Below are 14,087 nucleotides of genomic sequence, written 5' to 3' on the forward strand. Positions count from 1 at the left end.
AGATCATGCACACGTTGCCGCATGCCGCGCAGGTCGCGATCCGGGAATCACTTGCCGACAACGACGATACGCAGGTGATGGCCTACAACAGCGGCGATCTGGCTAATTATCAGGGTGGTGCGTTCGACACCACCGTGCGACGCAACACAACTAACGGGTAACATCTGCGATCGTGAATTCGACCCTGGCGCGATTGCGAACTCCCCTGGAGTCGGGGTTTGCCCAGGCCGGCAACATCTTTGCGCTGCTCCTCGACGTTTTGCGGAAGACATTCCGCCGCCCCTTCGAGTGGCGGGAGTTCATCGAGCAGTCGTGGTTCATCGCGAGTGTCTCGATCCTGCCCAGCGCGCTCGTCGCGATTCCGTTCGGCGCGGTCGTGGCATTGCAGACCGGCTCGCTGATCAAACAGCTCGGCGCGGAATCCTTCACGGGCGCTACCAGTGTGCTGGCAACCGTCCAGCAGGCGGCTCCGGTCGTGACGGCCCTGATCATCGCCGGCGCGGCCGGGTCGGCGGTGGCCGCCGATCTCGGCTCGCGCACCATCCGCGAGGAAATCGACGCGATGGAAGTGCTCGGCATCGATCCGGTGCGCAAGCTGGTGGTGCCGCGCGTGCTCGGCATGATGCTGGTCGCGCTGCTGCTCAACGGCCTGGTTTCGGTGGTCGGCATCGCGGGTGGGTACTTCTTCAACGTCCTGTTGCAGGGCGGTACCCCCGGCGCTTACCTGGCGTCGTTCTCCGCCCTCGCCCAGCTGCCCGACCTGTGGATCGGTGAGATCAAGGCGGCGATATTCGGTCTGCTCGCCGGCGTCATCGCCGCGTACAAGGGGCTGCATCCCAAAGGGGGCCCGAAAGGAGTCGGTGACGCGGTGAACCAATCCGTGGTGATCACGTTCATGGTGCTGTTCTTCGTGAATCTCATCCTGACCATGGTGTACCTACAGGTCGTCCCGGCCAAGGGTGCCTGACGGATGGCCACCTCGTACCGGACCCCGGTCGCCAAGTCCCTGCGCCGGGTTGGTGAAGTCGCTCGGATGCCGCTCAACGTCATCGATCGCGCCGGCGAGCAGATGTCGTTCTACACGCGGGCCATCGCCTGGATCCCGCGAACCGCGGTGCACTACCGCAAGGAAGTCATGCGGCTGCTGGCCGAGGTCACCTTCGGCACCGGCGCGCTGGCGGTGATCGGCGGCACCATCGGTGTCATCGTGTTCATGTCCGGCTCGGTCGGCGTCGTCGTCGGCCTGCAGGGCTTCAAGGCGCTGGACGCGCTCGGCAGCTCGGTGCTCACCGGCTTCCTCACCGCCTACATCAACACCCGTGAGATCGCGCCGCTGGTCGCCGCGCTCGCGCTCTCGGCGACGGTCGGTTGCGGTTTCACCGCGCAGCTGGGCGCCATGCGGATCTCCGAGGAGATCGACGCGCTCGAGGTGATGGCGGTGCCCGGCGTGCCGTTCCTGGTGACCAGCCGCGTGATCGCCGGATTCCTCGCGGTGATCCCGCTCTACATCGTCGGGTTGCTCGGCACGTTCATCGCGTCGCGGACGATCAGCATCTGGTTCAACGGGCAATCCAGCGGGTCCTACGACCATTACTTCAGTTTGTTCCTGCCACCGGAGGACGTGCTCTATTCGTTCCTCAAGGTGCTGGTCTTCGCGTTCGTGATCATCATGGTGCACTGCTACTACGGGTTCCACGCCACCGGCGGGCCCGCTGGCGTCGGCGTCGCGGTCGGCCGCGCGGTCCGGGCCGCGATCGTCCTGGTGAACGTGCTCGACTTCTTCCTCAGCCTCGCGATCTGGGGCACCACCACCACGGTGCGGGTGGCCGGATGAGCCGCACCCAAACCTGGCGCTCGACGGCGAAGCTGCGAACTCGAGTGCTGGGGATCGCGTTCTTCGTCGTGGTCGCGCTGTTCCTGTGGACGACCATCGCGATCTACAACAAGCAATTCGTGAAGACGGTCCACGTCGACCTGATCACCGACAGCGTGGGCAACGCGCTGACCCGCAACGCGGATGTGAAGGTGCGCGGCATCACCGTCGGCGAGGTGCGCTCGAGCAACTCCGAAGGCGGCGCGGTGACCTTGAACCTGGCCATCGACCCGGACAAGGCGCAGCAGATTCCCGACAACGCGACCGCGCGCCTGCTGCCCAAGACGCTGTTCGGCGAGCGTTATGTGGATCTGGTGATCCCGCAGGACCCGAGCCCGCGGCATCTGACCGACGGCGTGACGCTGCACCAAGACGTCAGCGGCAACGCCATCGAGCTGAGCAAACTGCTCGACGACGTGCTGCCCTTGTTGCAGGCCATCCCGCCGCAGGACCTGGCGGCCACGCTGGGGGCGCTGTCGCAGGCGCTGTCCGGGCAGGGCACCGCGCTCGGGGAGAGCGTCGACAAGCTCGACGACATCTTCCGCCAGGTCAACGTGGTGCTTCCGGACCTGAGGGCCGATCTGCGCAGCTTCGCCGAGGTGGCGGCCACCTACTCCGACGCGGCGCCGCAGCTGATCCAGGCCCTGGACAACCTGCGCACCACCAACGCCACGATCGTGCAGCGGCGCACCGACATCGACGCCCTGTACGCGACGCTGACGCCGACCTCGGCCACCACCACCGAGTTCCTGATCGCCAACCGCGACAACATCATCGACGTGGCCGCCGACTCCCGCCCCGCGCTCGAGCAGTTGGCCTACTACTCGCCCAACTACGCCTGCTCGCTGGCGAACTTCGCGCAGCTGAAGCCGCGCATCGACCGGATCTTCGGCAAGGGCACCGACACCCCGGGTTCCCGAGTGACCATCGAACTGACCAACACCCGCGGCAAGTACCTGCCCAACCAGGACGAACCGCGCTGGCTGGACACCAGGGGGCCGTGGTGCATCCCCGAGATGCCGTTGGGCGTCGATCCCGGCCAGTACACCGGAGGGCCGAACAACGACGGCTCCTACGCCGTCCCGAGCCGCAACCCGGGTGACCAGGAGATCGGTCATCTGGAGCCGCCGCAGTTCGGCGTCCACCCGGCGAGCAAGATGCCGACGATCGCCGGTTCCCCGATGGAGCGGCAGTCCCTCGGCGCGATCTACGGCGCGGCCAACGGCGTCGCCCCTGATCAGGTGCCCGGCTGGGTGACCAGGGCAGGCGCGCCCGCGTTCCGCGGAAGCGAGGTGAGCGTGCGATGAAGCAGCAACTGCGCGGCCTCGGCGGGCCGCTGACCAAGTTGATCATCTTCGTCCTGGTGACCTTGTTCGTGACCACGGTGCTCGCGCTGTCGATCGCCAACTACAGCGGCGGCGGCACGAAGTTCAAGGCCAGGTTCACCGACGTCACCTCGCTCAACCCCGGTGACGAGGTCCGCATCGCCGGCGTGCGAGTCGGCAAGGTGACCGATGTGTCCATCGTCGACAAGCGTCTGGCCGAGGTGAAATTCGAGCTCACCGACCGGGACTGGCTGCCCGCGTCGACCACCGCGACGATCAGGTACCGCAACCTGGTCGGCCAGCGCTACATCGCGCTGGAACAGGGGACCGGGGAGCAGGGCAAGAAGCTCAACGAGGGCGGCACCATCCCGCTGGAGCGCACCAGGCCCGCGCTCAATCTGACCACGCTGTTCAACGGCTTCCGTCCGCTGTTCCGCACGCTGACCGCCGAGGACGTGAACAAGCTCTCCTTCGAGATCATCCAGGTCTTCCAGGGCGAGCAGGGCACCATCCACGATCTGGTCGCGACCACGGCGAACCTGACCAACAAGATCGCCGACAAGGACGCCGTGATCGGTGAGCTGACCCGCAATCTGACCGCCGTGCTCGACACCGTCAACCAGCGCGACGACCAGTTCGATCAGTTGATCGTGAACACCGAGGCGCTGATCAGCGGCCTGAACGCCGACCGGGACACGATCGGCCGCTCGGTGACCTCGCTGGCCGACCTGACCTCGGCGACCTCGGACCTGCTCGTCCCGGTGCGCCCGACGCTGCAAGGGTCGATCGCTGGTCTGAGCCAGCTGACCGGCACGCTCGACGAGCGCCAGGACGAGGTGAACGAAGCGCTGACCAACCTGCCGCTGAAGATGGAGAAGCTCGGCCGCGCCGCCAGTTACGGCTCCTGGTTCCAGTTCTATCTGTGCGGCATCGACATCGTCGTGGGGCCGGGCGCGGTCGACGCGCCGCAGCTCAACCTGCCCGCGGGCCTGCCGACGATCAACCAGCCGATATACACCAACGCCGCGCCGCGCTGCCACGGGAAGGCCCGCTGATGGAGGACCGCATTCTGCTCGGCAAGCGCAGCCCGGCGTTCCTCGGCGCGCTCGGCATCGCCGTGGTGCTGCTGGTGACGATGTCGGCGTTCTTCCTGGATCAGCTGCCGATCATCGGCGCGGGGACCAAGTACACCGCGGAATTCCGCGAGGCGGCGGGCCTGAAGAAGGGCAACGAGGTCCGGGTGGCGGGCGTCAAGGTCGGTTCGGTGTCCGACGTGCGGCTCGACGGTGACCGCGTGCTCGTGGACTTCCGCACCAAGGACACCTGGATCGGCAACGAGACCACCGCGTCCATCCAGATCAAGACGCTGCTCGGCCAGAAGTACCTCGCACTCGATCCGCGAGGCTCGAAACCGGCCGATCCCAGCTCCCGGATCCCGCTCTCGCGCACGGTGTCTCCGTACGACGTGGTGGACGCGTTCACCGATGCCGCGCGCACGATCGATCAGATCGACACCGCCCAGCTGGCCAAGAGCATGCAGGTGCTGTCGGAGGCCTTCGAGACGACGCCGCCGGAGATCCGCGGCTCCATCGACGGCGTCGCCCGGCTGTCGGAGACGCTGGCCAAGCGCGATCAGGAGTTGAAGAAGCTGTTCGCCGCGACCAGGCAGACCACCAAGATCCTCGCCGACCGCAACGCGGAGTTCGAGCGGCTGCTCGCCAACGGCGGGCAGTTGCTCGCCGAACTGAACGTCCGGCAGCAGTCGATCAAGCAGTTGCTCTCGGGCGCCAAGACGGTCTCCGCGGAGCTGAGCGCGCTCGTGCACGACAACGAGGAGCAGATCGGTCCCGCGCTGCGTAACCTGCGCGCCGCCATCGATCTGCTCAACGACAACCAGCAGAACGTCTCCAAGACGCTGGAACTCGCGGCGCCGTTCTACAGCCTGTACGCCAGCGTGCTCGGCACCGGGCGCTGGTTCGACGCGGTGATCGTCAACGTGTTGCCGCCCGCGCTGCCCGAAATCCCCGGCTACCGTCAGCCGATCCGCACTTTGGGAGGTAACTGACGTGGCGGACAACTGGCGTAGCGATCCGGTCGGTGCGGTGCGCGGCTCCAGCCGCGGCGCCAAGGTCGGCATCGCGCTGATCGTCGTGCTCGCCGTGCTGGTGGCGGTGGTGCTGTGGTGGCTGTTCGACCGGCTGTCCACGACCAAGATCACCGCCTACTTCGACCGCTCGGTCGGCATCTACGAGGGTTCGGACGTGCGCATCCTCGGCGTGCCGGTCGGCTCGGTGGATTCGGTGGAGCCGCAGGGCGATCAGGTCAAGATCGTGATGAGCGTGGACCGCAAGTACGACGTCCCCGCGGACGCGCGAGCCGCCCAGATCACGCCGTCGATCGTGTCGGACCGCTACATCCAGCTCACCCCGGTGTACACCGGCGGCCCGAAGATGGCGCGCGACGCGACCATTCCGCGGGAGCGCACGGCGACGCCGGTGGAAGTCGACCAGCTGTACAAGAGCATCACCGAACTGTCCGACGCGCTCGGGCCGAACGGCGCCAACGCCGACGGGGCGGTGAACGACCTGGTGCGCACCGGTGCGGCGAACTTGGCGGGCAACGGCGAGGCGCTGGCCAACAGCCTCACCCAGCTGTCGCGGGCGGTCCGCTACCTGTCGGACGCGCGCGGCGACATCTTCGACACGGTGAAGAACCTGCAGGCCTTCATCACCATGCTGGCCCAGAACGACCAGCAGGTCCGGCAGTTCAACACCCAGCTGGCCGATCTGTCGACGTTCCTCGCCGACGAGCGGCAGGATCTCGGCGCGGCGCTGAACCTGCTGTCGATCGCGCTGGGCGACGTCGCCCGCTTCATCGACGACAACCGGGGCCTGATCGCGGACAACGCCGAAAAGCTGATCCAGCTCACCAAGACGCTGTCGGACCAGCGCGACGACGTGGCCGCCTTGCTTCCGGTCCTGCCGGTGGCGCTGAGCAACCTGATCAACGTGCACAACGCCGAATCGGGCACCCTGGACATGCGCGCGAACTTCCCCGAACTGCAGGACCCGTTCGGCGTGGTGTGCAAGATGCTCGATCTGTCCAAGCTGATGCCGGGCGATCCCAAGTTCGAGGCGCTCGGCAGGCAGATGCGGCCGATCCTCGACCACTGCAAGGAGATCACCGACCAGATCACCGCCGGGGTGCAGACCCCGACGCTGAACCTGCCGTTCGGCATCCTCAGCGGCGAGAACCAGCAGCGCGACCCGGTGCCGGGTACGGTGCCCGGCACGCCGTCGGACCGGCTTCCGCCGTCGCAGGGAGGGGCGCGATGAGCACTCGAATCCGTTCGCTCGCACGCGGTCTCGGCGCGGCGCTGGCACTCGGCCTGACCGGTGCGCTGATCACCTCGTGCGCCTCCGACGGTATCTACAGCGTGCCGCTGCCCGGCGGCGCCGACGTGGGCGAGCACCCGATGCACATCGACATCCAGTTCGACGACGTCCTCGATCTCGTGCCGCAGTCGGCGGTGAAGGTCGAGGGTGTGCCGGTCGGCCGGGTCGAGAAGATCAGCATCGGCAAGGACCAGTGGACCGCGACGGTGCGCACCGTGGTCAACTCGTCGGTGAACCTGCCCGCCAACGCGCGGGCCGAGGTCAGGCAGTCGAACCTGCTCGGCGAGAAGTTCATCGAGCTCTCCAAGCCCGCCGCCGACCCGGAGCCGAGCAGGCTGGCCGACGGCTCGGTCATCCCGGTCGACCGCACCCGGCACGCCACCGAGGTCGAGCAGGTGCTCGGCGCGTTGTCGCTGCTGCTCAACGGCGGCGGCGTCGCGCAGTTGCAGCCGATCGTCACCGAGCTGAACAAGACCATCGGCGGCCGCGAGGACCGCGTTCGCTCGCTGATCGAGCAGGCGAACACGCTGATCGACGGCCTGAATCAGCAGGTGGACGACATCACCCGCGCGCTCGACGGCCTCGACGTGCTCAGCGCCAGGGTGAGCAAGCAGACCGATCAGATCGGCAAGATCCTCGACGAGCTGCCCAAGGGCATCAAGATCCTGGAAGAGCAGCGTCCGCAACTGGTCGCCCTGCTCGCGCAGCTGGACCGGCTCGGCGAAGCGGGCTTCGACGTGCTGAACACCGCGAAGGACGACCTCATCCGCGACCTGACCTCGCTGCGGCCGACGCTGCAGGAACTGGGCCGGTCGGCGCCGGATCTGGTGTCCGCGGTTCCGCTGATCCCGACCTACCCGTTCCCCGACTCGGCGCTGGAGAGCACCTTCGGCGGCAGCGTGAACACGTGGTTGTCGGTCGATCAGCAGATCGGTGTCACGCTCAGCAACTTGGGTGTGGGCAAACCGGACCCGGTGTACATCCCGCCGGTCGGCCCGCCCGTTCCGGTGAACCCGACCAACCCGTACTACAACGGCAACGGCCCGCGTCCGGGCTGGCCGACGGTGTCGATCCTGCCGCTGCCGCCGCTGATGGCGCAGCCGCCCGCGCCCGGTGTGCCAGGTCCGGTCGGGGCGATCCTCGAGCAACTCGGCGTAGGGAGTGGTCCGCGATGACACGTCTGGTGCGGTGGCAGCTCATCGCGTTCGTGGTCATCGCGGTGCTCGGCGTCGTGTACGTCGGCGGCAAATACATCCGGCTCGACCACATGTTCGGGCTCAACCAGTACACGGTGAAGCTGCGCGCGGCGCAGACCGGCGGCATCTACAAGGGCGCCGAGGTGACCTACCGCGGCGTCGCGGTCGGCCGGGTCGGTGAGCTGGAGCTCACCGGCGAGGGCGTGGTGATGAACCTCGTCATCGACGCGAGCGCGCCGAAGATCCCCGCCTCGGCGAAAGCCGTGGTGGCCAACCGGTCGGCGATCGGTGAGCAGTACGTGGACCTGCAGCCCGATTCGGACGCGGGCCCGTACCTGCGGGACAACTCCGTGATCACCTCGGCGACCCTGCCGGTGTCGGTGGAGGAGCTGGTGTCCAGCGTGGACACCTTCGCGAGCTCGGTGGACCTGAACGCGCTCAACACGACGGTGCGCGAACTGGGCAAGGCGTTCGACGGCAAGGGCGACGACCTGCAAGTGCTGATCGACTCGCTGAACAAATTCACCGAGACCTTCCACGCGACGCTGCCGCAGACCATCCAGCTGGTTCGCGACGGCCGCGTCGCCCTCGGCACGCAGGCCGAGCAGTCCGCGGCGATCCGCGAATTCAGCGACGGCTTGGACAAGCTCACCGCCCAGTTGCGTTCCAGCGACCCCGACGTGCGCAGGCTCATCGGCACCGGAACCGACGCGGGCGAGCAGATCGGCGCGCTGCTCGAGCAGAGCGGCGGCCCGCTCACCCAGGATCTGTCCAACCTGCGACTGCTGTTGCAGGCGATCTCGCCGAAGTTCTACGCGATCAAGCCGCTGCTGCAGATGCTCCCGCAGCTGTCGATCGGCGGCTCATCCACCGCGCCCGGCGACGGCACCAGCCATTTCGGCCTGGTGCTCGAGACCAACAATCCGCCCGCCTGTACGGTGGGCTACGAGGGCACGCATCGGATTCTCGAACAGATGAAGGCGCAGAACCCGGACTTCGACGACACGCGCGACGAGTTCCCGTTCAACAAGGACGCCAAATGTCTCGTGCCATTCGGTAATCCGACCGCCGTCCGGGGTGGTGAGCGAGCCGAGTTCGCCGATCCGGCCATCGTCCAGCCCTGGGACTCCAACCCCAAAACCGATCCGGAAAAGCTGAACCTGACTCCGGTCGCCGTGCAGTTGTCGACCCTGCTGGGGGTCACGCCGAAGCGGTGACCAGGAGCAATGACGTTAGGGTGTCTCGCGTGAGTGACTGGAGCGAGCGGACCACGGGCATGTCGCCCTGGAGCGCGACCGAGCCGACCGACGGCGAGGCGCTGTCATGACCGCCGATCTGACCAAGCGGTCCGATACGGCGGCGCCGGACGCGCCGGACGCCGCGACGACTACGGCGGACGAGTCCACCGCGAAGACCGACGCCGGCGAGCGGAAGGCGGCCGACCGGGCCGGCGGCGACTCCGCGCGGACCGGTGGCGCGTCCGTGCTCAGCCGGGTGGCGTTCGTGGGTTCGGCGCTGCTGCTGGTGGTGGCGTTGATCGGCGCCGCGTGGTTCGGCGCGGGCTGGGTGCGGGCGGCGTTCACCGACGGCCCGCGCGCCGAGGCCAGGGACACCGCTCTGGACGCCGCGCGCCAAGCCGCGCTCAACATGACCTCGATGAACCTGGACGACGTGCCCGGCTCGCTGGCGCTGGCGCGGTCCTCGATGACCGGCGCGCTGCTGGACTCGGCCACGAAGAACAAGGACCAGGCCGAGCAGATGGCGCAGCAGAGCGGGGTCGGGATGACCTCGAAGGTGCTCGGCGCCGCGCTCACCTCGCTCAACGGCGAGCAGGACAAGGCATCGGCGCTGGTCGTGCTGCAGGTGACCGAGAAGGGCGAGGACAAGCCGCCCGCCGACTACCGCTACACCTGGACCGTCGACGTGGCCAAGGACGGCGGGGTCTGGAAGGCCGAGCAGATCTCCTCGCTCAGCCAGCCGGTGCTGCTCAGCGGCGGACCCGCCGCGCAGCCGCCCGCGACCGACCAGCCGCCCGCCGCGCCGAAGCCGGGATCGTAGGAGGACACCCATGACGTCTCGCCGACCGGTCAACCGGGTCACCTCCAAGCGCAGGCCGAGCGCGGAATCGAGCCGGACCACCGCCCCCCGCGCGGACCGGCCCGCACCGGCCCGTAAACCGCGCGTAGCGGGCGCTTCGCGTCCCGCCACGGAGTCGGAGACCACCGGCGCCGAACCGAGCCCTGCCGGCGCGGCACGGTGGCGCAAGATCATCTCGCGCGGCCCGGACCGTCCGCGGGGCACGACCGGAAGGCCGCGCTGGGGCGTCACCGCCACCATGCTCGTCGCCGCGCTCTTGCTCGGCGGTTTCGCGTGGCTGGCCGCGCAACGGCCCGGAGTGGACACCTCGAATCGGGCCTACGTGGACAACGAGGCCACCCAAGAGGTGCGCGCGGCCGCCGACAACGCCCTGCGGGCTGTCTACGCCTACGACGTGAAGAAGATCGACGGCTATCGGGACGCCGCGAAGCAGGTGCTCACCGGAAAGATGCTGGCCGATCTGGACAAGTACGCCGATACCACCATTTCGGCGGTCAAGCAGGCCCAGACCAGTGCCGACGCGAAAGCAGACCCGATTGCTGTGACATTGCTCACCGACGATCGCGCCGAGCTGATCGTCAATCTGGTGGTGAGCGCGACCAAGGACGGCGTGGCGCAGCAGAGCGTCTCCGGCCCCGTGGTCCTGCACATGCAGAAGGTGGACGGTCGCTGGCTGGCCAGCGACATCGTCGATCAGTAACGGCTACCACATCGGCCGGGATGACGCAGCGCGGCAGGCGATCTCGCCGGCGGCCCCGGGCGGGGCTGCCACTTGACGAGTTTCGCCCGAACCGTCACGCTATTCACAACAGCGGCAGCTGTCACAGTGGCTTCCAGCGCACCGCGCCCGAAGGACGCAGCCAGCGAATTCGGGCCCGGCGCGGCAGCCATGCGGACGATCACACGGGTGGTACTTTGACACCCCCGTGTACTTGGGTGTAGGTTTGGACGTTGCGCTGGCTGCCTCCTGTCCATACCTCGATTTGCACACGTAAGTTCACCTTTCCGGTGTTACTTCCGTCGTTGCCTGTTCGAGTTTCGTTCGGGTAGTAACCAGCGGAATTCGTAGCAGACAGAGCGACGGTCGCGGACCACCACGCGACGCGCATGAGGTGCTGGAAGGACGCATCTTGGCAGTCTCCACCCAGACCAAGGCAGTTGCCGGAATCCCCGGAGCCCCGTTGCGGGTGTCTTTCGCGAAGATCCGTGAACCCTTGGAGGTCCCCGGGCTTCTCGACCTACAAACGGAATCGTTCGCCTGGTTGATCGGTTCGCCGGATTGGCGCGAGCGCGCGGCGGCTCGCGGCGACGTCGGCCTAGTCGGTGGCCTCGAGGAGGTGCTCGAGGAGCTCTCCCCGATCGAGGACTTCTCCGGCTCCATGTCGCTGTCCTTCTCCGACCCGCGCTTCGAGGAGGTCAAGGCCTCGATCGATGAGTGCAAAGACAAGGACATGACGTATGCGGCTCCGTTGTTCGTGACGGCGGAGTTCATCAACAACAACACCGGTGAGATCAAGAGCCAGACGGTCTTCATGGGTGATTTCCCGATGATGACCGACAAGGGCACGTTCATCATCAACGGCACCGAGCGGGTCGTGGTGTCGCAGTTGGTGCGTTCGCCGGGTGTGTATTTCGATCACACGGTCGACAAGGGCACGGAGAAGGATCTGCACAGTGTGCGGGTCATTCCGTCGCGTGGCGCGTGGCTGGAGTTCGACGTGGACAAGCGCGACACCGTGGGTGTGCGCATCGACCGCAAGCGCCGCCAGCCGGTCACCGTGCTGCTGAAGGCGCTGGGGTGGACCACCGAGGAGATCGTCGAGCGCTTCGGCTTCTCCGAGATCATGATGTCGACCCTGGAGAAGGACAACACCGCCGGTCAGGACGAGGCGCTGCTGGACATCTACCGCAAGCTGCGTCCGGGTGAGCCGCCGACCAAGGAGTCCGCGCAGACCCTGTTGGAGAACCTGTTCTTCAAGGAGAAGCGCTACGACCTGGCGCGCGTGGGCCGCTACAAGATCAACAAGAAGCTCGGCATCCACCTCGGCGAGCAGGTCGTCGGTTCGGTGCTGACCAAGGAAGACATCGTCAACACCATCGAGTACCTGGTGCGTCTGCACGCGGGTGACAAGACCATGACCGCCCCCGGTGGCGTCGAGGTCCCGGTGGAGGTCGACGACATCGACCACTTCGGCAACCGCCGCCTGCGCACCGTCGGCGAGCTGATCCAGAACCAGATCCGGGTCGGCCTCTCGCGCATGGAGCGCGTGGTCCGCGAGCGGATGACCACTCAGGACGTCGAGGCGATCACGCCGCAGACCCTGATCAACATCCGCCCGGTCGTCGCCGCGATCAAGGAGTTCTTCGGAACCTCCCAGCTGTCGCAGTTCATGGACCAGAACAACCCGCTGTCGGGCCTGACCCACAAGCGCCGCCTCTCGGCGCTCGGCCCGGGTGGTCTGTCCCGTGAGCGCGCCGGTCTGGAAGTCCGTGACGTCCACCCGTCGCATTACGGCCGCATGTGCCCGATCGAGACCCCGGAAGGCCCGAACATCGGCCTGATCGGCTCGCTGTCGGTGTACGCGCGGGTCAACCCGTTCGGTTTCATCGAGACCCCGTACCGCAGGGTCGTCGACGGCCGGGTCACCGACGAGGTGGTCTACCTGACCGCCGACGAAGAGGACCGCCACGTCCGCGCCCAGGCGAACTCGCCGGTCGGCCCGGACGGCCGCTTCCTCGAGGATCGCGTCCTGTGCCGCCGCGGCAACGAGGAGAACGAGCTCGTCGCCGCCAGCGAGGTCGACTTCATGGACGTTTCGCCGCGTCAGATGGTGTCGGTCGCGACGGCGATGATCCCGTTCCTCGAGCACGACGACGCCAACCGCGCCCTCATGGGCGCGAACATGCAGCGTCAGGCGGTTCCGCTGATCCGTTCCGAGGCGCCGATCGTCGGCACCGGTATGGAGTTGCGCGCGGCGGTCGACGCGGGTGACGTGGTGGTGAACGAGAAGGCCGGTGTGGTCGAGGAGGTTTCCGCCGACTATGTCACCGTGATGCACGACGACGGCACGCGTAAGAGCTACCGGATGCGGAAGTTCAACCGGTCGAATCAGGGCACGTGTTCCAACCAGCGTCCGATTGTGGATGAGGGTCAGCGGGTGGAGCGTGGTCAGGTGCTGGCCGATGGTCCGTGCACCGATAACGGTGAGATGGCGTTGGGTAAGAACCTGCTGGTGGCGATCATGCCGTGGGAGGGTCACAACTACGAGGACGCGATCATCCTGTCGCAGCGGTTGGTGGAGGAGGACGTTCTCACCTCGATTCATATCGAGGAGCACGAGATCGATGCTCGTGACACCAAGCTGGGTGCCGAGGAGATCACCCGGGACATCCCGAATGTCTCCGATGAGGTGCTGGCGGATCTGGACGAGCGTGGCATCGTGCGGATCGGTGCGGAGGTGCGTGACGGGGACATCCTGGTCGGTAAGGTCACGCCGAAGGGTGAGACCGAGCTGACGCCCGAAGAGCGGCTGTTGCGGGCGATCTTCGGGGAGAAGGCCCGTGAGGTGCGTGACACCTCGTTGAAGGTGCCGCACGGTGAGTCCGGCAAGGTGATCGGTATCCGGGTGTTCTCCCGGGAGGACGACGACGATCTGCCGCCGGGTGTCAACGAGCTGGTGCGGGTGTATGTGGCGCAGAAGCGCAAGATCCAGGACGGTGACAAGCTCGCGGGTCGTCACGGCAACAAGGGTGTCATCGGCAAGATCCTGCCGACCGAGGACATGCCGTTCCTGCCGGACGGTACCCCGGTCGACATCATCCTCAACACCCACGGTGTGCCGCGTCGTATGAACATCGGCCAGATCCTGGAAACCCATTTGGGTTGGATCGGCAAAGCCGGTTGGAAGGTCGACGTCGCAGGCGACGGCTCCCGCCCCGATTGGGCGCAGGCGCTGCCGGAGGAGATGCTGGGCGCTCCGGCCGACTCGAACATCGCCACCCCGGTGTTCGACGGCGCGCGGGAGGAGGAGCTGACCGGTCTGCTGGCCTCGACGCTGCCCAACCGCGACGGTGAGCGCATGGTCAACGACGACGGCAAGGCCACGTTGTTCGACGGTCGTTCGGGTGAGCCGTTCCCGTACCCGGTGGCGGTGGGTTACATGTACATCCTGAAGCTGCACCACCTGGTGGACGACAAGAT

The 14,087-nt window shown here is 67.0% G+C and carries 11 protein-coding genes; all 11 read left to right on the forward strand.

The features are described from left to right. The first annotated feature begins 172 nt into the window (after positions 1-172). Complete coding sequence (locus tag ACWDMM_RS33475; RefSeq protein WP_051021363.1) at positions 173-967, forward strand: MlaE family ABC transporter permease; 795 nt, start codon at positions 173-175, stop codon at positions 965-967. Positions 968-970: 3 nt separating this feature from the next. Further along, complete coding sequence (locus tag ACWDMM_RS33480) at positions 971-1,834, forward strand: MlaE family ABC transporter permease (RefSeq protein WP_067811488.1); 864 nt, start codon at positions 971-973, stop codon at positions 1,832-1,834. Next, positions 1,831-3,180 (forward strand): MCE family protein, encoded by a 1,350-nt coding sequence (locus ACWDMM_RS33485; protein WP_195083265.1) that lies wholly within the window; start codon positions 1,831-1,833, stop codon positions 3,178-3,180. Before ACWDMM_RS33480 ends, ACWDMM_RS33485 begins: the two co-directional genes overlap by 4 nt. Continuing rightward, on the forward strand, positions 3,177-4,253 hold the full coding sequence (locus ACWDMM_RS33490) for an MCE family protein (protein ID WP_195083264.1): 1,077 nt from the start codon (positions 3,177-3,179) through the stop codon (positions 4,251-4,253). Before ACWDMM_RS33485 ends, ACWDMM_RS33490 begins: the two co-directional genes overlap by 4 nt. Beyond that, a complete protein-coding gene (locus tag ACWDMM_RS33495) occupies positions 4,253-5,263 on the forward strand; it encodes an MCE family protein (protein ID WP_323124721.1) in 1,011 nt (336 codons plus the stop codon). The genes ACWDMM_RS33490 and ACWDMM_RS33495 overlap by 1 nt, the downstream gene beginning before the upstream one ends. A 37-nt stretch (positions 5,264-5,300) precedes the next feature. Further along, positions 5,301-6,533: an MCE family protein gene (locus ACWDMM_RS33500; protein ID WP_195083273.1), complete on the forward strand. Its 1,233-nt coding sequence runs from the start codon at positions 5,301-5,303 to the stop codon at positions 6,531-6,533. Then, positions 6,530-7,768, forward strand: a complete 1,239-nt coding sequence (locus ACWDMM_RS33505; RefSeq protein WP_195083263.1) for an MCE family protein — start codon at positions 6,530-6,532, stop codon at positions 7,766-7,768. Before ACWDMM_RS33500 ends, ACWDMM_RS33505 begins: the two co-directional genes overlap by 4 nt. After that, the gene (locus ACWDMM_RS33510; RefSeq protein WP_357113108.1) at positions 7,765-9,006 is read left to right on the forward strand and encodes an MlaD family protein; all 1,242 of its coding nucleotides are present in this window, start codon (positions 7,765-7,767) and stop codon (positions 9,004-9,006) included. Before ACWDMM_RS33505 ends, ACWDMM_RS33510 begins: the two co-directional genes overlap by 4 nt. 106 nt (positions 9,007-9,112) lie before the next feature. Beyond that, positions 9,113-9,847: a hypothetical protein gene (locus ACWDMM_RS33515; protein ID WP_357113111.1), complete on the forward strand. Its 735-nt coding sequence runs from the start codon at positions 9,113-9,115 to the stop codon at positions 9,845-9,847. Positions 9,848-9,857: 10 nt separating this feature from the next. Next, positions 9,858-10,586, forward strand: a complete 729-nt coding sequence (locus tag ACWDMM_RS33520) for a hypothetical protein (RefSeq protein WP_195083261.1) — start codon at positions 9,858-9,860, stop codon at positions 10,584-10,586. Between the two features lie 412 nt (positions 10,587-10,998). Next, the coding region (gene rpoB / locus ACWDMM_RS33525; protein WP_449941526.1) for a DNA-directed RNA polymerase subunit beta at positions 10,999-14,087 on the forward strand (3,089 nt) is incomplete at its 3' end.

This window comes from Nocardia sp. NPDC003726 (genome assembly GCF_053586955.1).

What these genes read in the sequence shown, in the direction of transcription:
- ACWDMM_RS33480 (WP_067811488.1), top strand. Translation starts at nt 971, where the DNA reads ATGGCCACCTCGTACCGGACCCCGGTCGCCAAGTCCCTGCGCCGGGTT.
- ACWDMM_RS33485 (WP_195083265.1), top strand. Translation starts at nt 1,831, where the DNA reads ATGAGCCGCACCCAAACCTGGCGCTCGACGGCGAAGCTGCGAACTCGA.
- ACWDMM_RS33490 (WP_195083264.1), top strand. Translation starts at nt 3,177, where the DNA reads ATGAAGCAGCAACTGCGCGGCCTCGGCGGGCCGCTGACCAAGTTGATC.
- ACWDMM_RS33495 (WP_323124721.1), top strand. Translation starts at nt 4,253, where the DNA reads ATGGAGGACCGCATTCTGCTCGGCAAGCGCAGCCCGGCGTTCCTCGGC.
- ACWDMM_RS33505 (WP_195083263.1), top strand. Translation starts at nt 6,530, where the DNA reads ATGAGCACTCGAATCCGTTCGCTCGCACGCGGTCTCGGCGCGGCGCTG.
- ACWDMM_RS33510 (WP_357113108.1), top strand. Translation starts at nt 7,765, where the DNA reads ATGACACGTCTGGTGCGGTGGCAGCTCATCGCGTTCGTGGTCATCGCG.
- ACWDMM_RS33515 (WP_357113111.1), top strand. Translation starts at nt 9,113, where the DNA reads ATGACCGCCGATCTGACCAAGCGGTCCGATACGGCGGCGCCGGACGCG.
- ACWDMM_RS33520 (WP_195083261.1), top strand. Translation starts at nt 9,858, where the DNA reads ATGACGTCTCGCCGACCGGTCAACCGGGTCACCTCCAAGCGCAGGCCG.